This is a genomic window from Microbispora amethystogenes (genome assembly GCF_016863015.1).
Classification (GTDB): domain Bacteria; phylum Actinomycetota; class Actinomycetes; order Streptosporangiales; family Streptosporangiaceae; genus Microbispora; species Microbispora amethystogenes.
Genome location: NZ_BOOB01000002.1, coordinates 24,592 through 46,679 on the forward strand (window position 1 = coordinate 24,592; position 22,088 = coordinate 46,679).

Annotated in this window: 18 protein-coding genes; 12 read left to right on the top strand and 6 right to left on the bottom strand. The window is 71.8% G+C overall.

Going from position 1 to position 22,088, the window contains the following annotated elements; translation table 11 throughout:
- The first annotated feature begins 55 nt into the window (after nucleotides 1-55).
- Entirely contained in the window at nucleotides 56-1,579 is a 1,524-nt protein-coding gene (locus tag Mam01_RS00810) for a PucR family transcriptional regulator (protein WP_204283368.1), read from the top strand.
- Nucleotides 1,580-1,601: 22 nt separating this feature from the next.
- Here Mam01_RS00810 and Mam01_RS00815 read toward each other — a convergent pair whose 3' ends face one another.
- Entirely contained in the window at nucleotides 1,602-4,445 is a 2,844-nt protein-coding gene (locus Mam01_RS00815) for an AfsR/SARP family transcriptional regulator (RefSeq protein WP_204283369.1), read from the bottom strand.
- A gap of 1,078 nt (nucleotides 4,446-5,523) precedes the next feature.
- Between Mam01_RS00815 and Mam01_RS00820 the strand changes: the two genes are divergently transcribed.
- From Mam01_RS00820 to Mam01_RS00830, 3 genes are all read left to right on the top strand, one after another.
- Entirely contained in the window at nucleotides 5,524-6,816 is a 1,293-nt protein-coding gene (locus Mam01_RS00820) for a helix-turn-helix domain-containing protein (RefSeq protein ID WP_204283370.1), read from the top strand.
- 202 nt (nucleotides 6,817-7,018) lie between these two features.
- Nucleotides 7,019-7,627, top strand: a complete 609-nt coding sequence (locus Mam01_RS00825) for a copper resistance CopC family protein (protein WP_204283371.1) — start codon at nucleotides 7,019-7,021, stop codon at nucleotides 7,625-7,627.
- The gene (locus tag Mam01_RS00830) at nucleotides 7,624-9,618 is read left to right on the top strand and encodes a bifunctional copper resistance protein CopD/cytochrome c oxidase assembly protein (RefSeq protein WP_239100920.1); all 1,995 of its coding nucleotides are present in this window, start codon (nucleotides 7,624-7,626) and stop codon (nucleotides 9,616-9,618) included. Before Mam01_RS00825 ends, Mam01_RS00830 begins: the two co-directional genes overlap by 4 nt.
- Nucleotides 9,619-9,661: 43 nt before the next feature.
- Here Mam01_RS00830 and map read toward each other — a convergent pair whose 3' ends face one another.
- Complete coding sequence (map, locus tag Mam01_RS00835) at nucleotides 9,662-10,510, bottom strand: type I methionyl aminopeptidase (protein ID WP_204283372.1); 849 nt, start codon at nucleotides 10,508-10,510, stop codon at nucleotides 9,662-9,664.
- Nucleotides 10,511-10,553: 43 nt separating this feature from the next.
- On the opposite strand from map, the gene Mam01_RS00840 reads away from it, so the two are divergent.
- Nucleotides 10,554-10,730, top strand: a complete 177-nt coding sequence (locus Mam01_RS00840; RefSeq protein WP_225311275.1) for a hypothetical protein — start codon at nucleotides 10,554-10,556, stop codon at nucleotides 10,728-10,730.
- A 25-nt stretch (nucleotides 10,731-10,755) separates the two neighbouring features.
- Here the strand turns inward: Mam01_RS00840 and Mam01_RS00845 are convergent, their stop codons facing one another.
- Together Mam01_RS00845 and Mam01_RS00850 are read right to left on the bottom strand one after the other, a co-directional pair.
- Complete coding sequence (locus tag Mam01_RS00845) at nucleotides 10,756-11,124, bottom strand: CBU_0592 family membrane protein (RefSeq protein WP_204283374.1); 369 nt, start codon at nucleotides 11,122-11,124, stop codon at nucleotides 10,756-10,758.
- 55 nt (nucleotides 11,125-11,179) lie between these two features.
- Nucleotides 11,180-11,761, bottom strand: a complete 582-nt coding sequence (locus Mam01_RS00850; protein ID WP_204283376.1) for a hypothetical protein — start codon at nucleotides 11,759-11,761, stop codon at nucleotides 11,180-11,182.
- 132 nt (nucleotides 11,762-11,893) lie between these two features.
- Here Mam01_RS00850 and Mam01_RS00855 point away from each other — a divergent pair, with 132 nt between their 5' ends.
- The 3 genes from Mam01_RS00855 (at nucleotide 11,894) to Mam01_RS00865 (ending at nucleotide 15,161) form a co-directional block, all read left to right on the top strand.
- Nucleotides 11,894-13,042 (top strand): lipase family protein, encoded by a 1,149-nt coding sequence (locus tag Mam01_RS00855; protein ID WP_204283378.1) that lies wholly within the window; start codon nucleotides 11,894-11,896, stop codon nucleotides 13,040-13,042.
- Between the two features lie 71 nt (nucleotides 13,043-13,113).
- Nucleotides 13,114-13,782, top strand: a complete 669-nt coding sequence (npdG, locus tag Mam01_RS00860; RefSeq protein ID WP_150932714.1) for an NADPH-dependent F420 reductase — start codon at nucleotides 13,114-13,116, stop codon at nucleotides 13,780-13,782.
- 86 nt (nucleotides 13,783-13,868) lie between these two features.
- Nucleotides 13,869-15,161 (top strand): esterase-like activity of phytase family protein, encoded by a 1,293-nt coding sequence (locus tag Mam01_RS00865; RefSeq protein WP_204283380.1) that lies wholly within the window; start codon nucleotides 13,869-13,871, stop codon nucleotides 15,159-15,161.
- A gap of 104 nt (nucleotides 15,162-15,265) precedes the next feature.
- Here Mam01_RS00865 and Mam01_RS00870 read toward each other — a convergent pair whose 3' ends face one another.
- Nucleotides 15,266-15,946: an alpha/beta hydrolase gene (locus Mam01_RS00870; RefSeq protein ID WP_204283382.1), complete on the bottom strand. Its 681-nt coding sequence runs from the start codon at nucleotides 15,944-15,946 to the stop codon at nucleotides 15,266-15,268.
- Nucleotides 15,947-16,059: 113 nt separating this feature from the next.
- On the opposite strand from Mam01_RS00870, the gene Mam01_RS00875 reads away from it, so the two are divergent.
- Entirely contained in the window at nucleotides 16,060-17,238 is a 1,179-nt protein-coding gene (locus Mam01_RS00875; RefSeq protein WP_204283384.1) for a trans-sulfuration enzyme family protein, read from the top strand.
- Between the two features lie 51 nt (nucleotides 17,239-17,289).
- On the opposite strand, the gene panB is transcribed toward Mam01_RS00875, so the two are convergent.
- Nucleotides 17,290-18,135, bottom strand: coding sequence for a 3-methyl-2-oxobutanoate hydroxymethyltransferase (gene panB, locus Mam01_RS00880; RefSeq protein ID WP_204283386.1), 846 nt, complete (start codon nucleotides 18,133-18,135; stop codon nucleotides 17,290-17,292).
- A gap of 188 nt (nucleotides 18,136-18,323) precedes the next feature.
- Between panB and Mam01_RS00885 the strand changes: the two genes are divergently transcribed.
- The 3 genes from Mam01_RS00885 to Mam01_RS00895 all read left to right on the top strand — a co-directional run bounded on the left by Mam01_RS00885 (nucleotide 18,324) and on the right by Mam01_RS00895 (nucleotide 21,989).
- Nucleotides 18,324-19,646 (top strand): MFS transporter, encoded by a 1,323-nt coding sequence (locus Mam01_RS00885; protein ID WP_204283388.1) that lies wholly within the window; start codon nucleotides 18,324-18,326, stop codon nucleotides 19,644-19,646.
- 155 nt (nucleotides 19,647-19,801) lie between these two features.
- Nucleotides 19,802-21,364 carry an MFS transporter gene (locus Mam01_RS00890; protein ID WP_204283390.1) on the top strand — a complete coding sequence of 521 codons (1,563 nt, stop codon included), beginning with the start codon at nucleotides 19,802-19,804 and terminating at the stop codon, nucleotides 21,362-21,364.
- Between the two features lie 7 nt (nucleotides 21,365-21,371).
- Nucleotides 21,372-21,989 carry a TetR/AcrR family transcriptional regulator gene (locus Mam01_RS00895; RefSeq protein ID WP_150932723.1) on the top strand — a complete coding sequence of 206 codons (618 nt, stop codon included), beginning with the start codon at nucleotides 21,372-21,374 and terminating at the stop codon, nucleotides 21,987-21,989.
- Nucleotides 21,990-22,088 lie beyond the last annotated feature (99 nt).

Below are 22,088 nucleotides of genomic sequence, written 5' to 3' on the forward strand. Positions count from 1 at the left end.
ACGGCATGGCGGGCGGGGTCGATGCTTGTACATACCTCCAAATAGGCTGTCGGTCGTGCTGCTGCGTGATCTGCTCTCCGCTCCGGAGCTGCGGCTCGTCCTGCTGACCGGAGACGAGACGCCGGACCGTGAGATCAGCGGGGTGCTCATCACCGATCTGCCCGACCCCCGGCGCTACCTGTCGGGCGGCGAGCTGGTGCTGACCGGCCTCATGTGGCGGCGGTCTCCCGGCGACTCCGCGCGGTTCGTGGCCGCCCTGGCCGAGGCGGGGGTGGCCGCGATCGGCGCGGGCGACGCTCGGCTCGGGATGGTGCCCGACGACCTGGTGGCGGCCTGCAGGGAACACGGCCTGCCGCTGCTGGAGGTGCCCGTCGAGGTGTCGTTCGGCGCCGTCACCGACTTCGTGGGCCGGCGCGTCGCCGCCGTGCAGGCGGGTGACCTGCGCGGCGCTCTCGGGCGGCACCGCAGGATCGTCGCGGCCGTGGCCGAGGGAGCAGGGCTGGGGGAGCTGTTCGCCCTCGTGGAGACCGAGCTCGGCGTCACGGCCGCCGTGGTGTCCGCCTGCGGCTCGGTCGTCGCGGGCGCCCTGCCCGAAGACCAGGCCGTACGGCTGGCCCGCGACTACCTCGCCGCCGTACGCCTGCCCGTGGTGGTGGACCGTGGCGGTGCGTTCACGCTGTTCGCCGTGGACCGCGCGCACCGGGCCGCCGGCTGGGCCCTCGTGTGCCGGGGGGAGGTCGACGCGGAGATCGGCTTCGAGCTGGCGGCGTGCGTCGCCCTGGAGCGCACCCGTGCGGAGGCGGGCCGGCGGGTGGAGCGGCGGCTGGCCGAACAGCTGATCGCCCTGGCCTGCGCCGGAGGGGAGCCGACGGAGCTGTCGGCGCGGCTGCGGACCTGCGGCGTCGACCCGGCGGAGCCGTACGCGGTGGTCGCCGCGGCGGCGAGCCGGCGTGGGGCGACCGACGGCCCCGACCCCGCCCTGCTGGGCGGCCGGATCGTGGAGGAACTGCTGGACCGGCGGGTGGTGGCGGTGGCCGGCGCCGACGCGTCGGTGACGCTGGTCCCGCTGCGCGGCGACGCGTACGGGGACGACCGCGACGCCCTCGCGGAGCGGCTGCGCGACCGGGCCGCGGTGATCGCGGACGGGCTGCCGGCGCTCACGGTGTCGATGGGAGTGAGCGGGGCGCTGACCGGGCCGCAGGCGATCCGGGGCGGGGTGGAGGAGGCGGGCCACGCCCGGCGGCTGGCCGAGGCGCGCGGCGGGGGAGTCGTCACCGGCGACGAGATCTACACGCACGCGCTGCTGCTGGCGACCGCACCGGGCGAGGTGCGGTCGTCCTTCGCCGAGCGGCTGCTCGGGCCGCTGTTCGACTACGACCGGCGGCACGGCGCCGATCTGGTGCGTACGCTCGGCGCGTTCCTCGACTGCACCGGTTCGTGGAACGCCTGCGCCGAGCGCCTGCACGTCCACGTCAACACGGTGCGCTACAGGATCAGGCGGGTCGAGGAGCTGACCGGCAGGGACCTGTCGTCCATGGCCGACCGCGTCGACCTCTTCCTCGCCCTGCGCGCCGGTTAGCCCCCCCGCCGCCCTCAGTGGCTCAGCGCATCCTCCGCGACGCGCGGCGGCGAGACCTCCACACGGGGAACGCCTCCCCGATCTCGCGCAGCTCGTCCTCCGCCTGACGGCACAGATGCTCGTCCCCGGACCGCTGCCCGATGGCCAGGGCCTCCAGCGCGCAAGCCAGGGCAGGCTCAGGCGCGCGCAGCAATCGGTGAGCCCTCGCCAACATGATGAAGGCTTCGCACTCATTCTTCACGTGGCTCAGTTCTCGGGCGTGCGACAGGGCGCGATCGAGGTGACGCTGCGCGGTGAGTGGTTCACCGCGTTCCAGGTAGATCCTGGCCAGCGTCAAGAGGCCGTCGCATTCGTGGTAGTGATCTCCCGCCGCCTCCGCAAGAGTGACGGCCTCGCCGAGAAGGGCGATGGCTGCGGACATCTCGCCCAGGCCCAGGCAGGCACTTCCCCCTGTGAGCAGCGAATGACGCTCCCCGACCTGGGAGCCGATCTCCCTCGCGATCACACGCTGTGCCTCGGTGCACTCACGTGCCTCGGCGTACCGCTCCAAATGGAGATGAACGAGGCCCAGGTTGCCCAACGCGCGCATTTCGCCGAACCGGTCTCCCTGCGCACGTCTCAGTCCTAGCTCGGCCTCCTGGTGGGGTAGCGCCTCGGCCGGTCGGTTCACTGCGATCAGGGCCCACATCAGCTGCATGTGGGCGAGAGGCAGGATCTCCTGGTCACCGATTCGTTCACCCACTTTCAGCGCCTGCCGGCTCAGGCTGAGGTGCTCGCGAAGGTGAGTACCTCTCGTCAGCTCCCAGATGAGGGCGAACCCAACGTAGGCCCCCAGACGCGCGATCTCGTCGTCCTCGCTCGCCATCGCCTGTGAGGCGGCGGAGATGACATGTGGCAGTTCCTTGTTCAGCCAGGCTCTGGCCTCGGCGGGAGTGCCCAGCGCCAATGGACGCTGCGGCACGTCGGGCCAGGGAGAATGCACGCGGTGCGGATCGAGCAGGGTGCTGGCGTGACGTGTGGTCGCGCCATAGAAGCCGAGCGCCCGCATGAGCGCGTCCTTACGGGACTGCGGCGTGAGATGCGTGTTCGCGAGTTCGATCGTGAAGAGCCGCACGAGGTCATGCGGCTGGTATCGGCCGACTTCGCCGGTCTCCAGCAGATGCGCCCGAACCAGGCGGTCGAGGGCCCGTTCGGCGGCGTCGGCGGGTTCGCCGACGAGGGCGGCCACCACATCGGCGGTCACGCTCGCCACGGGCAGGACGCCGAGATGACACAGCGTCCGCGCGGCCAGCCGATCGAGCGCGCCGCCACGGGCGAGCGCCTCATAGCTCAGTTCTAGACTGGAGCGAACGGCGATCTGGCCCGCCTCCAGCTCGTGCAGCGTGCGCCGCCGGTCCTCCAGCCTCCCCCCGAGGTCGCGTACGCTCCAGTCCGGCCGCTCGCCGAGCCGCGCGGCGGCCAGACGCAGGGCGAGCGGCAGCCCGCCGCACAACTCGACCAGATGGGATACGGCGGCCGGATCCGCCGAGATCCGCTCCGCGCCGACGAGCTTCGACAGGACGGTGACCCCCTCGGACCGCCGCATCCTACGGAGGACGAGCCGGACGCAGTCGTCGGCCATGGAGAAGGACTCCCGGCTCGTGATGAGCACGGTGTTGCCCGACGGCAGGTCCAGCAGGGAACGGACCTGCTCCGGCCCGGCCGCGTCGTCGAGCAGGATGAGGGTCCTGCGGCCGTCCAGCCGGTCGCGCAGCACCGCCGCGGCCTCGTCCTCCTCGGACGGCACGGCCTTGCCCTCCAGCCCGAGCGCACGTAGCAGCCTGCCGAGCACACCGATCGGCTCCAGGCGTTCCACCCCGGGCGTCGCTCCCAGGAGATTCACGTAGAGCTGGCCGTCGGGGAACGCGTGGGCCGCGGTGTGTGCGGCCTGGACGGCCAAGGCGGACTTGCCCGTTCCGGGAGCACCGGTGATCGCGACCACGGCCTGCGGGACGCCGCCGTCCCACGGGGTGAGCAGCGATCGCAGGCGGACCAGCTCCTCGACCCGGCCCACGAAGCCGGTGGCCGCGCGCGGAAGCTGACGCGGCGGACGAGGCTGCGTGCCCCCAGGGGTCGTTTCGCTCTGAGCCGGGTCAAGGGAGGGGTCGGCCCGCAGGATCAGTTCGTACCGCTCCCGCAGGGCCTCGCCGGGGTCCACACCGAGCCGCTCGGCGAGCAGCCGCTTGACGTCGAGATAGGTGTCGAGCGCGTCGGCCTGCCTGCCCGACCGGTAGAGCGCCAGCATGAGCAGGTCACGCGTCCGCTCCCGCAGGGGAGCCTCCGCGACCAGTTCGGTGAGGGTGGTCACGGCCTCCTGGTGCAGGTCCAGGTCGAGCAGCGCGCCGGCCCGGTCCTCCATCGCCGTCAGGCGCAGTTCCTCCAGCCGGACCCGCTCGGCCTCGGCGAAGGGGCCGGGGACGCCGCAGAGGGCGGGCCCCGACCAGCACTCGGTGGCGGCCTCCAACGCGCGCAGGACCCCGCGCGGATCCCCTGTGGCCTGGAGCCGCCGAGCCTCGGCCAGGTGGCGTTCGAAGTCGCCGACGTCCGCCTCAACCGTCCCGCGCTCCAGCACATAGCCCCGCGACCGGGAGATCAGGGTGCTGTAGGGGCCGCGCCGGCCCGGCTCCGCCTCCAGCACCCGTCGCAGACCGGCGATGTAGGTGTAGATGCTCTGCTCGGCGGTGTTCGGCGGACGATCCCCCCAGAGTCCGCCGATCAGTGTGTCCTTCGTGATGATCCGCCCCGCGCGGACGGCGAGGACGCACAAGGCCGCACGCTGCAGCGGCGGCCCGAGGTCGACGGTCCGGCCCTCACGCCACGCCGCCACAGGCCCCAGAAGCTGCAGACGATAAGGTGAGTGTTGCGGCGTTCCGTGCTCTTTCGCGTTATCCATACGTCGCCGGACTCCATAGGGTAACGACACAGACGCGATCTGTGGAAGCCTGTCAGGATCGTTTGAAGGCGCCGGGCGCGCGACAAGCGGTGACCGCCCTCATCGAGTCCCCCGGCGTTCCTCCAGTACTAGGTGCATTACGAAGTCATCCCCGTGTCCGCCGTACTGGCGGACCCTTGCCCCCCAGTTTGGTGGAACTCTAAATATGCCATCACATATCTAGATTCTGTCTAGATGTGAGGACGGCATGGGTCAGTCCGTGTCCGGACGCGAGGTGGGGTGCTTCCCGTGGTGATGGAGCGCCGGTCGGCGGGAGCGTATGGCGCTCTGGGCTCGGAAGCCTGCTGGGCGACGGTTTGATGGCCTTTGTGTCACTACGGGAACTAAGACCAGAGTAGGGCGCTTCGCGGGAAGCTGTGGCCCGATGGCCCGGCCCCGGAGGGGGCGGCGGCGGGGTGGGAAGGCCTGCGCGGCGGCCGCTCTTGCGATTGAGGGACGGGAGATGCTTCCCATTCGCAGTCCGCTGAATACATCGAAGCCGGGCTGGAGAATATGGCGCCGAAATCGGTGCCGGCCCCGCAGGGAATGGTGACGGCAACGCCCCGTGAAAGTGATTCACTTCTCCGGAATCGGTAAGGGGCCCTCCGGGGTTGACTTATACGACCGCATATGGCGTTCGGTATATCCCCGAAAGTGTCGGCATGAAGACGGCCTATATTTTCCGCGGAGGGTGCCGGGACGCCGGAGAGAGCGCGTGATGCCGGACGACGCGTGATCTTCGTCGCCGGCGTCCCGGGCGCAGAGGCCGAACGGTTGCCGTGGTCAGCAGCACTCGCACGCTGCGGTGTATTTCGATGGCACAGGAGACGTAGCGGCACTGGCTAGCGTAGCATCGGCTCCAACGGCCAGTAGGGCCGAAATGATGACGGTAAGAACGAGTAGGGCAAGGCGGCGCACGGTGGATCTCCCATCAGCTCTGACTGCCGGGCCTACAATATTCCAGGAGTTGCCAATGGCCGCGCAAGATCTGGTCGGACAGCGCATCAAGGCGATTCGCCGGCAGCGGGGGCTCTCGCAAGCGCAGTTGGCACATCCTGAACTCTCCGATAGTTACGTATCACTGATCGAAAGCGGTAAGCGCACCCCCACCCCCGCCGTTCTGGAACTGCTCGCGCAGAAGCTCGACTGCTCGCTGACCTATCTCGTCAACGGCGTCACCGCCGAGCAGATGGAGGACCTCGAGGTCGGCCTCAGCTTCGCCCGCATGGCTCTGGAGAACGGCGAGGTCGCCGAGGCCCGCCGCCGGTACGCCGAACTGCTCGCCGACGGCAACCTCCTGGGTCTCCCCTCCCTTCGGGTGGAGGCCCGCTACGGCTACGCGCTGGCCTCCGAGGCGTGCGGAGAGGTCGCCGAGGCGATCTCCGTTCTGGAGGAGCTCGGCAAGTCCGAGACCGAGGTGATCAGTCAGGAACGCAAGGTCGCCGTGGCCCTGGCGCTGTGCCGGTGCCATCGGGAGCGGGGCGACTACTCGGCCGCCGTCCAAGTCGGCGAGCACGCGCTGGAGACGATGTCCCGGTCAGGGTGGAACGACGCGTTGGTCGAGCTCGGCGCCACGCTGCTGAGCGTCTATCTGCGCCGGGGCGACATGCTGCGGGCCAGGCATTTCGCCGCTGAACTGCTGGCGGCCGCCGAGACCCTGGGCTCCCCGCGGGCCGCCGTCGCGTCCTCCTGGAACGCCGCTCTCGTCGCGGAGCAGACGGGACGCGGCGAGGAGGCTCTCTCCCTGATCGAGCGAGCGCTCGCGATCCAGTCCGAGACCGGCGAGCCGCGCAACCTGGCGCGCCTCCGGCAGGCGTACGCGAACATGGTTCTCAGGCTGCACCCCGAGGAGTCGGAGAAGGCGCGCGATCTCCTGCTGCGGGCGCAGCTGGAGATGGAGGGGGCGGCCACCAGCACCTTCGACAGAGCCCTGTGCGCGCTGGCTCTTGCCTGGGCGGAGATCGTTCTTCACTATCCCGAGAGGGCCGTCGAGTACGCCGAGGCCGCCGTCGACCTGGTGCGCGGCACCTCGGGGTGGCTGGAGACACGAGCCGCCCTCCTCCTCAGCCAGGCGCGTTTCCTGCTGCACCAGGATGACGAGGCGGCGAGCGAACTGGACACTGTGAGCGACTGGCTGGAGACCGCGCTGCCCACACGGAAGACGGCCGAGGACTGGATGACCATCGGCGAGATGCGTCGGCGGATCGGTGACGAACAGCAGAGCGTGGCCGCCTACCAGCGGGCCCTCGCCTGCGCCGGGCTGTGACGGACGTCCCGTCGCATCGCTCGTCTACGGGGCCTCATATATAGGCCCCGTGTAGACCTGACGTACCGGGCCGGAGCGTATGGCGCTCCGGCCCGGCTCCGTCTGTGCGCCCGGGCCTGTGAGCAGGGGATAGCACAGGTCGTTCCCGTCTTCCGGTGCGGGGGTATGGACCGGACACACGCGTCGGTAGCCTGGGACTGTCATGAAGAGACCCATCCTCGCCGCCTTCGCCGGCCTCGCCGCGTTCCTGGTGGCGCTCCTGCTGTGCGCGGCCCCGGTCCTGCCGGCCCAGGCGCACACCTCGCTCAAGAGCAGCGACCCGCAGAAGAACGCCAAGGTCACGACCTTGACCAAGGTCACCCTGGAGTTCGCGGAGTCCGTGCGCTTCCCGGTCGTGGTCGTCCGCGGTGAGGACGGCAAGCGCTACGAGAAGGGCGCTCCGGCCGTCAACGGCCCCAAGGTCACCGAGGCGGTGGCCGACCAGGTGCCGCCGGGCCGGTACACGATCGCCTGGCGGGTGGTCTCTCCGGACGGTCACCCGCTGGAGGGGGAGATCCCCTTCACCGTGGTGGGCGACCAGGCGCTGGGCAGCGCGACCTCCGTGGCCGAGCCTCAGGACACTGCCTCCGCGGCCGCCGCCGTGCCCGGCGCGTCGTCCGCCGCCGCATCGGACGCCACGTCCGACCTGGCACAGGCCTCCCACACGGCCGACGACCAGGGGGGCGGCGTGCCCGGCTGGTTCTGGGCCGTGGTCTTCGGCATCGCCGGGATCGGCATCGGCATGTTCCTGAGCCTGCGGAAGAAGCCGTGAGCAGGGTCGCGCGCCTGACCGTCGCGGCGCTGTGCGCGGCGGCGGGCGCGCTCGTGGTCGCGATGGTGGTCGGCGGCGCCGCGACCCCGCGGATCATCCCCGGCCTGCCCGACGAGGGCACGCTGACGCGCTGGATGCTTCCGCTGTCGAAGCTCGCGATGGACGTCTCCGGCGTCGTGACCGTGGGACTGCTGGCCGTGGCCGCGGCCTTCCTGCCCAGCGACAAGGGGTTGCTCGGCAGGCAGGCCCAGAGCTACGTGAAGGGCGCCTCGTGGTCCGCGCTGGCCTGGGCGGTCGCCGCGGCGGTGGCGCTGGTCTTCAGCCTGTCGGAGACCCTCGGCGCGCCGGTGGGGGAGATCCTCGCCGGCAACGAGCTCACCAGCTACGCCAGTCAGGTGCCGCAGGGCATCGCGCTGACCCTGGTCGTGCTGTTCGCCGTCGCCATCGCGTTGTTCGCGCGGGGCGCGATCACCGCGGGCGCCGCCGCCGGGTTGCTGGTCTTCGCGCTGGTCACGCTCCTGCCGCCCGCGCTCACCGGGCACTCCTCCTCCGCGCCCAACCACGGCCTGGCCACCACCTCCGTCGGCATGCACCTGCTCTTCCTCGCGCTGTGGGTCGGGGGCCTCGCTGCGCTCTGCTTCCACGCGCTGCGCGGGCAGGCGCAGATCGACGTCGCCGCCACGCGCTTCTCGCGGATGGCGCTGTGGTGCTTCATCGGGGTCGGCGTCTCCGGCGTCGCCGCCGGCGCCTCGCGCCTGGCCACGATCGGTGACCTGTTCACCTCCACCTACGGCCTGCTCCTGCTCGTCAAGGTCGCCGCCTTCGCCGCGCTCGGGTTCCTGGGATGGCGCCACCGGGGCGGCACGCTGCCGAGGCTGTCGGCGGGAGAGCCGCACGCGTTCCTGCGCCTGGCCCTCGGCGAGATCGTGCTCATGGGAGCGACGATGGGGGTCGGCGTGGCGCTCTCCCGGACCGCCCCGCCGCCCGTCAGGACGCCGATCGACCGCGCGTTCGAGCTTCTCGGCTACCTGATCCCGCCTCCGCTGTCGCTCGCGAACCTGCTCACGCTGTGGTGGTTCGACCTGTTCTTCGCCGTGCTCGCCGCGGTCCTGGCCGGTCTGTACGGCGCGGGGGTCATGCGGCTGGCCCGGCGGGGTGACAAGTGGCCGGTGGGCCGCACCGTGAGCTGGTACCTCGGCGTCGTCATCCTGGTGCTCAGCACCCAGAGCGGCATCGCGCGCTACGCGCCCGTGCTGTTCAGCGTGCACATGACCGAGCACATGATCCTGTCGATGCTGGTCCCGATCTTCTTCGTGCTCGGCGCGCCGGTGACGCTGGCGCTGCGCGCGCTCAAGCCCGCCGTACGGCGCGGTGACCGCGGGCCCCGCGAGTGGATCACGGTGATCCTGCACAGCAGGGTGATGAAGTTCGTCAGCCACCCCGCGATCGCGACGGCGATCTTCGTGGTGTCGACGTTCGCGCTCTACTTCACCCCGCTGTTCGCCGCCGCGATGGAGGAGCACCTCGGGCACATCGCGATGACGACCCACTTCCTGCTGAGCGGCTCCCTGTTCTTCTGGGTGATCATCGGTGTGGACCCGGCGCCGCACAAGCTGCCGCACGCCGGGCGGCTGCTGCTGCTCATGGTGACCATGCCGTTCCACGCGTTCTTCGGCATCGCCCTGATGAGCATGGGCACGGTGCTGGCCGGCGCGTACTACGACCAGCTCGGGCGCACCTGGGGCGCCTCGTCCCTGGCCGACCAGCAGACCGGAGGCGGCATCGCGTGGGGCTTCGGCGAGATCCCCACCCTGATCGTGCTGCTCGCGCTGGGCTTCCAGTGGTGGCGCGCCGACGAGCGCGTCGCCCGCCGGGCCGACCGCCGGGCCGACGCCGCCGCGGCGAAGCCGGGCGGCGGTACTGGAGACGCCGAGCTGGACGCCTACAACGACTATCTGTCCAAGCTGAACCGGCGCGACCGGTCCCGCTGAAGCTGACCACGCGGGCTCACGTGGGCCGGCGCGGGGCGCGGCCTCAGGGCAGGGTCAGGATCTCGTGGCCGGTCTCCGTCACCACGATCGTGTGCTCGAACTGGGCGGTGCGCTTGCGGTCCTTGGTGACGGCGGTCCAGCGGTCGGGCCAGATCTCGTAGTCGATCGTGCCCAGCGTGAGCATCGGCTCGATCGTGAACGTCATGCCGGGCACCAGCGTCACCGACAGCGACGTGTCCTCGTAGTGGGGGACGATCAGCCCCGAGTGGAACGACGTCGCGATGCCGTGACCGGTGAAGTCGCGGACGACCCCGTAGCCGAAGCGCTTGGCGTACGCCTCGATGACCCGGCCGACGATGTTGAGCTGCCGGCCCGGCGCGACCGCTTTGATCGCCCGCATCGTCGCCTCACGGGTCCGCTCGACCAGCAGGCGCGACTCCTCGTCGACGTCCCCGACGAGGAAGGTGGCGTCGGTGTCGCCGTGCACCCCGCCGATGAAGGCGGTGATGTCCACGTTCACGATGTCGCCGTCGCGCAGGACGGTGTCGTCGGGGATCCCGTGGCAGATCACCTCGTTGATCGACGTGCAGAGCGACTTCGGATAGCCGCGGTAGCCGAGCGTCGAGGGATACGCGTCGTGGTCGCAGAGGAACTCGTGGCCGATGCGGTCGAGCTCGTCGGTCGTCACGCCGGGGGCGACGTGCCTGCCGACCTCCTCCAGAGCCTGCGCGGCGATCCGGCCCGCGATCCGCATCTTCTCGATGGTCTCGGGGGTCTGGACGTCGCTGCCGCCCTTCCTGGGCTCGGCCCTGCCCACGTACTCGGGGCGGGGGATGTGGGCGGGGACCTTGCGGGTGGGCGAGATACGCCCGGGGCGCAGCAGCGTGGACATGCCGCCAAGTCTAGTTGCGCTTCCGCTGGGCACGATTAGTGCCGTGAGCGATCAATGGTGGTTCTGCCTGAAGCACATGACCGTCGAGCCGGAGAAGGGCTGCCCCAACAAGGACCGGCTCGGGCCCTACGACTCCCAGGACGCCGCCTCCCACGCCCTGCAGACGGCGGCCGAGCGCAACAAGAAGTGGAAGGAACAGGACAAGGAGTGGGACGACTGACCCCGATCCCCTGACGTACGGGGGTTCAGCCGGCCGGGGTGTCGGCGGCCTGGACCCCGCCCGCCTGGCCACCGCCTGCCTGGACCCTGGCGGCAGGGGGTGCAGAGGCAGGGGGCGCGGCGCTCGCGGACCCGGCCGCCCGGCGCCGCGCCGCCCGGCGGGCCACGAGCCGGCCGAGCGCCCACACGCCGATGCCGCTCCACACCAGGTTGAGGATCGCCGAAGGCCAGGCCGAGTGGTAGGCGCTGTTGACCATCAGCGCGGCCGCCCCGCCCAGGTTGAGGAGCTGGTAGGGCAGCCCGTCCCCGGACATCCGGCCCGACGACACCATGGCGTACGCCGCCAGCAGGACGACGGCCCCCACGGTGCCGATGATCGTGATGAAGGCGGACATCAGGACTGCCCTCCGTCCGGAGAAGTGCTCATGCCCAATGATCCCGCCGTTCGCGTCAGTCGCTCACGCGCGGGCCGGTGATGCGGTCGGCCAGCAGGGCCAGGCGTTCCCGCAGGCCGGCCCGGCGGCGTACCTCACCGGCCGCGCTGCTCACGAGGTGCTGGGCCGCGTCGAAGCTGAGCACGCCCCCCTCGGGCGGTACGGCGATCGCGTCGTGGGCGAGCGACTCCAGCTCCGGATCGCCGCCGTCGACGGCGAGGATCGTGGCGCCGGTGCGGCGGGCGTCGTCCACGCGCTCCAGCAGCGGCACGGGGGCCCGCTGCTCGGCCACCACAAAGAGCGTCTCGCCCCGCCCCGCGCTCCGCAGCCGGTCCATCCCGACGCGCAGATGAGGGGGAGCGCCGGGCGGCGGCGCCCAGCGGACGAGCGTGGGGGAGAGCTGGGCGAGGCCCGACAGCCGGGCCTCGTCGGCGAGATGGGCGGTGACGTGCCAGGGCTCGTCCTCGGGGGTGCCGACGACCAGGAGCCCGCCGGGCGACCTGGTGGCCCGGAGGGCGAGGCCGAGCTCGCGCGTGCGTTCCAGCCAGCCGGAGGAGGCGAGCACCTCCCGCAGCAGATTCACCGATGCGGCGTCCATGAACGTCATGGTGCCTGACAGACACGAGTGAAGTCCCGCCGATCCGGTTCTTGACACACCGTTACCGGAGGATGACGATCAGCCCACGGCGCTGAGATCGTCATGTGCACCCAACGGCCGGAAGGCGGCTCGATGAACCTGCGCGTTCGCGCCCTCGTGTCCATGATCGGGGTCTTCCTCCTGCTGCCCGCGCTGGGCGGCACCGCGCGGGCGACCTCGGCCGGGGAGGTCGTCGAGGCCCGTGCCACCACCGTCTACCTCGCGCCGGGCAGGCTGCTGGAGGTGCCGGTGAAGGCGTGGCACCTCCGCTACCGCTCCACCTCCGCGACGGGTCAGCCGAACGTCGTCTCCGGCACCCTCCTCGTGCCGGCCGCCCCCTACCTCCTGGGCAGGCGGCCCGTCGTCGGCTACGCCGTCGGGACCCACGGCCTGGGCGACCAGTGCGCCCCCTCGGCCGCCATGGCGAACGGCACCGAGGCCGAGCTCGCGATCATGAGCCTGATGCTGCTCAAGGGCTGGGCCGTCGCGGTCACCGACTACGAGGGCCTCGGCACGCCGGGCGACCACACGTTCATGGCGGGCCTCTCCCAGGGGCACGCCGTGCTCGACTCGATCAGGGCCGCGGTCCGGGTGCCGGACGCGAACCTCTCCGACGCCGCGCCGGTCGTGGTCATGGGCTACTCCCAGGGCGGCTCGTCGGCGGCGTGGGCGGCGCAGCTCCAGCCGTCGTACGCGCCCGAGCTGCGGCTCAGGGGGGTTGCCGCGGGTGGGGTCCCGGCCGACCTGCGGGCGGTGGCCGATCACCTGGACGGCACGGGGAACTTCGGGCTGGCCGCCGCGGCGGGCCTCGGGCTGGACGCCGCCTATCCGGAGCTGCGCCTGGAGAGCCACCTCACCCCCGAGGGCGCCGCGCTGTTCGGCGACGCGCGGGACGACTGCGTGAGCGACCTGCGGGCGAAGCTCGGCGGCCGGCGCCTGTCGGAGCTGACCACGACCGACGTGCTGAACCTGCCCGACTGGCGGGCCCGCCTCGCCGAGAACCGCCTCGGCGCGTCCGCGCCGAAGGCGCCGCTGTTCCTGTACCACGCGACGGGCGACGAGATCATCCCGTACGAGCTGGGCCGGACGCTGCGGCGGGACTACTGCGCGCGTGGGGCGAACGTCCTGTGGACCGGCGTGCCGGCCGGCAGCCACGTGCTCGGCGTGGTGGAAGGAGCGCCGCTGGCGGTGGCCTGGCTGGCGACCCGGGTCGCCGGGCTGCCCGCAGTCGGCAACTGCTGAGCCGTTCGCGTCCCCGGACGCGCCCCGCCCGGGCGGTTCCCCGCCCCCGGCCTGCTGGCATGATCTGAGGCATGGCTGAGCACACCACAGACGTTCCCGACGTGTCCGGGCTGACCATCGGCATCCTGGGCGGCACCGGAGACCAGGGCAAGGGGCTGGCCCGCCGGTTCTCGCTCGCCGGTCACACCGTGCTGATCGGCTCGCGGAGCGCCGGGCGCGCGGAGGAGGCCGCACGGGAGATCGGCGTGCGGGGGGCCGCGAACGCCGACGTGGCGGCCGAGGCCGACGTCGTGATCGTCGCCGTGCCCTGGGAGGGGCACAGGGAGCTGCTGGAGTCGCTGCGCGAGCCGCTCACCGGCAAGATCGTGGTCGACTGCGTGAACCCGCTCGGCTTCGACAAGCAGGGGGCGTACGCGCTGCCCGTGGAGGAGGGGAGCGCGGCCCAGCAGGCGGCGGCCGTGCTGACCGGCAGCCGCGTGGTCGCGGCGTTCCACCACGTGTCGGCGGTGCTGCTGCTCGACCCCTCGGTGGCGGAGATCGACCTCGACATCCTCGTGCTCGGCGACGACCGGGAGGCCACCGACGTCGTGCGGGCGCTCGCCGCCCGCATCCCCGGCGCGCGCGGAATTTACGCGGGACGGCTGCGGAACGCCCACCAGATCGAGGCGCTGACCGCCAACCTCATCTCGGTCAACCGCAGGTACAAGGCCCACGCCGGCATCCGGGTCACCGATGTGTAGCCATCCGGGCTTCACCTGATCTTCACGGTGGAGACGTGGTCGTTCACTACCTTCGGGCGCTGTCGTCGCTCTCTGAAAGGTCTCCAGTGCCACGTCACGTCTTCGCCGGTCTGGCCGTCGCCGCCGCGCTCACCCTCACCTCCACCGGTACGGTCGCCGCCACCCCGGCCAGGGGCCCGGTCGTCGTCGCCGACGTCACGCTGCCCGCTCCCGCGCTGAAGCGGCTGCAGCCGTCCATCGCCGACGACCGCGGCGTGCGGTTCGGCGGGGCCGGCAGCGGCCTGTTCCCGGCCGGCCGGGCCGGTGAGTTCTGGCTCGTCACGGACCGCGGGCCGAACGGTCAGCCGACCGTGGACGGAGAGAAGCGCCGCACCTTCCCGGTGCCCGACTTCGCGCCGGCGATCGTCCGGGTCGCCCTCGGGCGCGGCACGGCCACGATCAAGCAGTACATCCCGATCAACGGGGCCTCGGGCAGGCCCGTGACCGGCCTGTCGAACCAGGCGGGACACGACGAGACGCCGTACACCTGGGACGGCCGCACGGCTCTGCCGTACAACCCGAGCGGGCTGGACGTCGAGGACCTGGTGCGCACCCGTGACGGCGACTTCTGGCTGGTCGACGAGTACAGCCCGTCGCTGGTGCGGGTGTCGCGTGACGGCCGGGTGCTGGAGCGCCACGTCCCGGCGGGGCTCGGACTGACCGGCGCGGACTATCCGGTGAAGGAGACGCTGCCCGCGATCCTGGCGAGCCGCCAGCAGAACCGCGGCTTCGAGGGCCTCGCGATCTCGTCCGACCAGCGCACGCTCTACCTGGCCGTGCAGAGCCCGCTGGCCAACCCCGACAAGAAGACGGCCAAGAAGTCGCGGATCGGGCGCATCCTCACGTTCGACCTGCACCGCCGGAAGGTGACCGGGGAGTACCCGTACCAGTTCGAGGACGTCACGACCTTCGACCCGAAGGTGAACGGCGACCAGAGCGAGATGAAGATCTCCGGCCTGGCCTACGCCGGCCCGGGCCGCCTGCTCGTGGACGAGCGCACCGACAACGTCGCGCGGGTGTACTCGATCGACCTGACCCGGGCGGCGAACCTGCTCGGCGGGTCCTACGACGACCCGAAGACCAGCCCGTCGCTGGAGGAGGGGACGGGCGCCGGCCTCATGCTGCCTTCCAAGTCGCTCGTGCTGGAGCCGAACGCGCTGGTGCCGTCGCTGCCCGGCAAGATCGAGGGACTGGCGGTGCTCGACCCCCACACGATCGCGCTGGCCAACGACAACGACTTCGGCCTCGGCGACTTCGGTCCCGACGGCAGGCTGGTGGACAGCGGCGTGCCGAACCGCCTCGTCGTCGTCCGGCTCCCTCGCCCGCTCGGCGCCCGCTGAGGCCACCCGCTGAGGCCACCCGCTGAGGACGCCTGCTGAAGACATCCACTGAAGACACCCACTGAGGGCGCCTGCTGAGGGCGCCCGCTGGAGGCGCCCGCCCGTCACATGGCGGTGGCGACGAGCCAGTCGGCCACCGCCTCGGGGGCGACGAGCTGGTGCAGGTGCTCCCCGGGGATGCGCGCGACCGGCCAGCCGCGCTCGCCGGCCTCCCCGGCCAGGGCGGCGTACGCGTCCCCGAACCACAGGTAGCCGCTCCTGACGTGGTCCCAGCGGGCGGGCACGGGGATCTCCTCCTGGTAGTACGCGAGCGGCAGGCGCGGCTGCTCGGCCACGACCACCTGGCGTGTCACGGGGTCGGGCAGGAGGGCGGCGACGTCCCCCTCGGGCCACCAGTCGGTCCACCGCGGCAGGACGCCCGCGTCGTCGGCGAGGGAGCGCAGGAAGCCGAGGTGCTCCGGCTCCGCCGTGTGGCACACGCCGTCGCGCGGCGGCAGGGCGGCGTCCACGAACAGGCACGCGGCGACCTGCCCGGCGAGTGCCTGGGCGATCAGCGGCACGAACAGCCCGGCGTTGCTGTGCGCCACGACCGCCAGCGGCCCGCGCGGCGCGCTCGCCGTGACCTGCCGCACCAGGCCCGGCCAGTACGGCGGCGGGCCGGCCGTCACGTCGGTCAGCGGCGGCACGACCGCGAGGTGGCCCCGCGCCCGGAGGGCCTCGGCGACCGGTGCCCAGGTCGAGGGACCGACGGAGGGGCTGTGCACCAGGAGGAAGCTGACGTCCATTCCCTCATCTTCGCCGTGGGCGGCGGCGACGGGATCGGTCTCCGCTCGCCGCGTAACCGGTCGTCGGCGGCCCAAACTGACAAGAGCCTCTTTTGTGGGTCATTCTGGACGACATGAGCTCCCTGCGTCCGGAAACGCGTGTCGTCCACCTGCCCCGGCCCGTGCCCGAGGGCAGCATCCCGATCTCCATGCCCATCTACCAGACCTCGGGGTTCGTCTTCGACGACCCGGCCGTCTTCGCCGACGGCATGGGGCGGCCCGACGGGGCGTACGTCTACGGCAGGCTCTCCAACCCGACCGTGCGGGCCCTCGAGGAGGCGGTCGCCGGTCTGGAGGGCGGCGTGGCCGCCGTGGCCACCGGCTCCGGCATGGGCGCGATCAACGCCGTGCTGCTCGGGCTGCTCAAGTCGGGCGACCACGTGATCGCCCAGTCGGCGCTGTACGGGGCCACCGCCCAGACGCTGGCCGACCTCGCGCGGCGCTTCGGCGTCGAGGTGACCCACGTGCCGCAGGACGACCCCGCCGCCGTGCGCGCCGCCGTGCGGCCGACGACGCGGCTGCTGTACCTGGAGACCATCGCCAACCCGATGACGCAGGTGGCCGACCTGCCGGGGATGTGCGCGGCGGCGCGCGAGGCCGGGATCCTGACCGTCGTCGACAACACCTTCGCCTCGCCGATCCTGTGCCGTCCCATCGAGCACGGCGCGGACGTCGTCGTGCACTCCGTCACGAAGTACCTCTCCGGGCACACCGACGTCGTCGGCGGGATCGCCGTCTTCGCCGACGCCGACCTGCACCGCGAGGTGTGGTCGTACGCCGTGGAACTCGGCGCGACGGCCGACCCGTTCGCCGCGTGGCTGACCCTGCGCGGGATCCAGACGCTGCCGCTGCGCATGGAGCGGCACTGCGCCAACGCCCGCCTGCTCGCGACGCGGCTCGCGGATCACCCGGCCGTGGCCGCGGTCCACTGGCCGGGCCTGCCGTCGCATCCGTCGTACGAACTCGCGGCCAAGCTGCTGCCCGACTTCGGCGGGGTGTTCTCCTTCGACCTCGCCGGAGGACGCGCCGCCGGCGAGGCGTTCATGCGGGGTGTGCGGCTCGCGCTGCTCGCGCCGTCGCTCGGCGGCGTCGAGACGCTGATCCTCCACCCGGCCACCACCTCGCACCGTACGGTGGACGCCGCGGGCCTCGCCGCGGCCGGCATCGGCGAGGGGACGGTGCGGGTGGCCGTCGGCATCGAGCACCCGGAGGACCTGTGGGCCGACTTCGCCCAGGCGCTCGACGCCGTCTGACCGGCTCGTGAAACGGCTCGCGAGGCGGGTCGCGAGGCGGCTCCGGAGGGATTACCGGTAGCTGTGCTCCGGCGTGGGGAACACGCCGGAGACGACCTCGTCGGCGTAGGCCCGCACGGCGCGGTCCATCTCGCCCGCGAGGTCGAAGTACTTCTTCACGAACTTGGCCGGCTGGGGCGTGAGGCCCATCAGGTCCTGCCAGACGAGCACCTGGGCGTCGGTGCAGGGCCCGGCGCCGATGCCGACCGTGGGGATGCTCAGCGAGGTGGTGACCCGCGCGGCGAGGTCGCTCGGCACGCACTCCAGCACCACGGCGAAGGCGCCCGCGTGCTCCAGGGCCTTGGCGTCGGCCATCAGCTCGTCGCCCGCCTGGCCGCGGCCCTGCACCCGGTAGCCGCCGAAGGCGTTGACGGACTGCGGGGTCAGGCCGAGGTGGGCCATGACCGGGATGCCGGCCGACACGAGCATCTCCACCTGCGGGAGCACGCGGTGGCCGCCCTCCAGCTTGACGGCGTGCGCGCCGGCCTCCTTCATGAAGCGGGCGGCGGTCTCCAGCGCCTGCTGCGGCGAGGCCTGGTAGGAGCCGAACGGAAGGTCGGCCACGACCATCGCGCGTGACGAGCCGCGCACCACGGCGGCCGTGAGGGGGATCAGGTCGTCGACGGTGACCGGCAGCGTCGAGTCGTAGCCGTACACGACCATCGCGGCGGAGTCGCCGACGAGCATCACCGGGATCCCGGCCTCGTCGAACACCCTCGCGGTCATGGCGTCGTACGCCGTGACCATCGGCCACTTCTCGTGCCGCTCCTTGGCGGCCGCGATGTCGCGGACGGTGACCCTGCGACCCGCGGCACCCCCGTAGAGGGCGGAAGTGGACACAGCTGTAACAGAGGACATGGCTACCTCCAGGCCTCGTGGCGCCCCTGTGGCGTCCCCGGACAGTCCGATCATTGCATGCCGACATGGCATGGAACACCCCGGATCGGCGGCGTAATCCAGGGGTGTGACGGGTGGGACGCATGGGGCCCCGGCGCCGAAGTTGTCGGACCCACCAGGCACAATGCCTCCGGAGGTAAGGAACCACAATGGCTTTTGATCGTTACCGGCGGGTGCTCGCCCTGCCGGGCGTGCGGGCACTGCTGCTGGTCGGCATGATCGCGAGAATCCCCCTGACCGGCACCGGGATGACCCTGACCCTGCACGTGGTGAACCACCAGAAGCTGGGGTTCCTCCAGGCCGGCCTCATCGGCGCGGCGTCCATGGCGGGCGCCGCGGTCGGCTCGCCGCTCGTCGGAAGGTTCGTCGACCGGCGCGGGCTGCGGCCGGTCATGGTCGTCACGACGGTGGTGCAGCTGTGCCTGTGGTGCGCCGCGCCCGCGATGCCGTACGCCGTGCTGCTGCCGGGCGCGCTCATCGGCGGGCTGTTCAGCCAGCCCGTCTTCGGGGCGGTGCGGCAGTGCATCGCCGCGATGGTGCCCAGGGAGAACCACCAGACCGGCTTCGCCCTCGACTCGATGGGCGTGGAGCTGTCGTACATGGTCGGGCCCGCGCTCGCGGTCACGTGCGTGACGGCGTTCGGCAGCACGGCGACGATGTACGGCCTGGCGGCCGGGCTCGTCGGTGCGGGAGTGGCGTTCTACCTGCTCAACCCGCCCACGCGCTCCGCCGAGGAGGCCGCGGGGCGCGAGGGGGCCGTCCCCCGGCGGCAGTGGCTGCGGCCCGCGTTGTTCGCCCTGTTCGGGATGGTGACGGGGCTGACCTTCGTGCTCACGACGACCGAGCTGGCCGTCGTCGCGATGCTGAAGGCCGGTGACGCGACCGCCTGGACCGGGCTGGTCGTCGCGCTGTGGTGCGCGTACTCGCTGGTCGGCGGCTTCGTGTACGGCGGGCTGCCGCGGGGGCTGTCACCCGTGCTGCTCGCGGGCGGCCTGTGCGCGCTGACCGTGCCCGTCGGGCTGGTCGGCGGCGGCTGGTGGTGGCTCTGCCTGGCGCTGGTGCCGTCCGGGCTGCTGTGCGCGCCGGCGCTGTCGTCCACGGTGGACGCGGTCAACCGGCGCGTCCCGGCGGCGGCCAGGGGAGAGGCGATGGGCCTCCACGGCGCCTCACTGACGATCGGCGGGGCCCTGGCCGGGCCGATCGCCGGCGGGATCCTCGACGCCCACGGTCCCGCCTGGGCCTTCGCCGTGTCCGGAGCGGCCGGTCTCGTGCCGGCCGTGATCGCCGCGCTGGTCTGGCGCAGGGCGCCGGCCGCCGCCCCCGGCGCGGCCGTTTCGGTCATGCCGGTTTCGGACGTGCCGACTTCGAACGTGTCGGCGTCGGATGCGGCGGCCGCCCTGGAGGTCCCGGGCGCCGGTGGCACCGTCGCGGGGGCGGAGGCCGCCGCCTCCCTGCGCGCGTCCGCCGAGTAGAAGCGGGGAATAGAACCCGCTCCCGGGCGCTTGGTACGGAGGTATCCGGCGATTATGAAACGGTGCCGTTGCGTATCGGAACCGCCTAGCGCTACGCTGGCGTTGCGAAACTCAAGCGTATCGAAATCAAGCGTGCCGCAATCATGGGGGATTCCTTGGAAGCGCATACCGGTCATCCACGCCGCTGGCAGATCCTCGGCGTGATGGTGTTCAGCCTGCTGGCCGTCGTCCTCGACAACACCATCCTCAACGTGGCGATCAAGACGATCGCCGATCCCGTCCACGGGCTGGGCGCAACCCAGAGCGAGCTCGAATGGGCGATGAACTCCTACACCCTGGTGTTCGCCGGCCTGCTGTTCACGTTCGGGGTGCTGGGCGACCGCTACGGGCGCAAGCGGATGCTCCTCGTCGGCATGGTCCTGTTCGGCCTGGCCTCCCTGGCCAGCGCGTACGCCCAGGACCCGATGCAGCTCATCGCGGCGAGGGCGCTGATGGGCCTCGGGGGCGCGGCCATCATGCCGGCCACGCTGGCGGTCATCTCGAACGTCTTCCCGATCCACGAGCGGGGCAAGGCGATCGGGATCTGGGCGGGCGGCGTCGGCATCGCCGTCGCGATCGGCCCGATCACCGGGGGCGTGCTGCTTGAGCACTTCTGGTGGGGCTCGGTCTTCCTCGTCAACGTGCCGATCGTCATCATCGGCCTCGTGCTGATCGCCGCGCTCGTCCCCGACTCCAGGGACCCGAGCAAGAACAGCCTCGACCCGGTCGGTGTGCTGCTGTCCATCGCCGGTCTGATCAGCCTCGTCTACGGCATCGTCCGGATCAGCGACCTCGGCACCGTCGCGGACGTCTCGGTCATCGCGCCGTCGCTGCTGGGGCTCGCGATCCTCGCCGCGTTCGTGTGGTACGAGAGCCGCATCGAGCACCCGGCGTTCGACGTGCGCAACTTCCGCAACGCGGGCTTCTCCACCGCGATCGCCAGCGTCGGCCTGGTGTTCTTCGCGGCCATGGGCGTCATGTTCTTCCTGGCCTTCTACTGGCAGATCGTGCGCGGATACTCGCCGCTGCAGTCGGGCGCGCTCGTGCTCCCGTTCGCCGCGGCCCAGCTGATCTTCGCGCCGCAGAGCGCGCGCATGGTCCAGAAGTACGGCGCGCGGGCCGTCGGCACGGTCGCGATGCTGGTCATCACGCTGGCCCTCGCCTCCTACGCCTTCGTGCAGGTGGACACCCCGGTCTGGCTGCTGCTCGTCATCACGTTCGTCCAGGGCGCGGCGATGGCCAACATCATGCCCCCGGCGACCACTGCCATCATGAACGCGCTGCCGAGGGAGAAGGCCGGTGTGGGCTCCTCGATGAGCAACGTCGTCCGGCAGGTCGGCGGCACGCTCGGCATCGCGATCCTGGGCGCCGTCCTGTCCGCGAGCTACCGCGGTGACATGGAGGGCAAGGCCACCGCCCTGCCGGAGGAGCTCCGCCATGTCGTCACCGAGTCCATCTCGGGCGCGGCGGGGGTCGCCGGTCACCTGGGCGCGCGGGGCGCGAGCCTGCTCGACACGGCCAACGCCGCGTTCGTCACCGGCATCCACTGGGCGGCTCTCGGCTCGGCCCTCGTCGCCCTCCTCGGCACCCTCGTGGTGGCCCGCTGGATGCCGGGCAAGGCTCCGGCCGAGGTCACGGCCGACAAGGCCGGGACCGAAAAGGAAGCGGCGGTAGTCTGAGCACGCCATGAATACGCAGCAGACGGCTGAAGGGGCGGCCCGTCCGGCGGGCCGCCCGCGCAGCGAGAAGGCGGAGCGGTCGATCATCGAGGCCACCCTCGATCTGCTCGGCGAGGGCATCGGCGTGTCGGAGCTGTCCATCGAGTCGATCGCCAGCCGCGCCGGTGTCGGCAAGACCACGATCTACCGCAGGTGGTCCAACAAGGAAGACCTCGTGGTGGACGCCCTGGCGACCCTCAAGCCGCCGATCCCGTTGCCCCAGGGCGGGACCGTCCGGGACGACCTGGTGACCTACCTCCGGGTGATCCAGGAGGAGACACGCCACGCCCGCACCCGCTGCATCATGAACATCGCCATGAGCGACTCCGAGCGGCATCCCCGGCTGGCGGAGCGGTTCCGCGAGCTGGCCGTGGAGCCGCGCAGAGCGGTGGTGGCGGCCGTCCTGCGCCATGGCATGGACACCGGTGAGCTACGGGCGGACCTCGACGTCGACATGGCGCTGGCGCTGCTCAGCGGCGCCATGGTGTGGCTCACGAAGTGGTCCGACGGGCACTCCCCGGCCGACCTGCCCGAGCGGATCGTCGACGAGGCGCTGAAGGGCTTCCGCCCCCGCCCCGCCGAGTAGCCCGCCGAGTCACCCCCGCGCGGCCGGCCACCCCCGGCCGCGCGAACCGCCATTGCGCTCTCCACAACCTTCACCGGGGGAGCGGAGCGGAAGGAACCG

What these genes read in the sequence shown, in the direction of transcription:
- Mam01_RS00820 (WP_204283370.1), top strand. Translation starts at nt 5,524, where the DNA reads ATGGCCGCGCAAGATCTGGTCGGACAGCGCATCAAGGCGATTCGCCGG.
- Mam01_RS00825 (WP_204283371.1), top strand. Translation starts at nt 7,019, where the DNA reads ATGAAGAGACCCATCCTCGCCGCCTTCGCCGGCCTCGCCGCGTTCCTG.
- map (WP_204283372.1), bottom strand. Translation starts at nt 10,510, where the DNA reads ATGTCCACGCTGCTGCGCCCCGGGCGTATCTCGCCCACCCGCAAGGTC.
- Mam01_RS00845 (WP_204283374.1), bottom strand. Translation starts at nt 11,124, where the DNA reads ATGTCCGCCTTCATCACGATCATCGGCACCGTGGGGGCCGTCGTCCTG.
- Mam01_RS00850 (WP_204283376.1), bottom strand. Translation starts at nt 11,761, where the DNA reads ATGGACGCCGCATCGGTGAATCTGCTGCGGGAGGTGCTCGCCTCCTCC.
- Mam01_RS00855 (WP_204283378.1), top strand. Translation starts at nt 11,894, where the DNA reads ATGAACCTGCGCGTTCGCGCCCTCGTGTCCATGATCGGGGTCTTCCTC.
- npdG (WP_150932714.1), top strand. Translation starts at nt 13,114, where the DNA reads ATGGCTGAGCACACCACAGACGTTCCCGACGTGTCCGGGCTGACCATC.
- Mam01_RS00870 (WP_204283382.1), bottom strand. Translation starts at nt 15,946, where the DNA reads ATGGACGTCAGCTTCCTCCTGGTGCACAGCCCCTCCGTCGGTCCCTCG.
- Mam01_RS00875 (WP_204283384.1), top strand. Translation starts at nt 16,060, where the DNA reads ATGAGCTCCCTGCGTCCGGAAACGCGTGTCGTCCACCTGCCCCGGCCC.
- panB (WP_204283386.1), bottom strand. Translation starts at nt 18,135, where the DNA reads ATGTCCTCTGTTACAGCTGTGTCCACTTCCGCCCTCTACGGGGGTGCC.
- Mam01_RS00885 (WP_204283388.1), top strand. Translation starts at nt 18,324, where the DNA reads ATGGCTTTTGATCGTTACCGGCGGGTGCTCGCCCTGCCGGGCGTGCGG.
- Mam01_RS00895 (WP_150932723.1), top strand. Translation starts at nt 21,372, where the DNA reads ATGAATACGCAGCAGACGGCTGAAGGGGCGGCCCGTCCGGCGGGCCGC.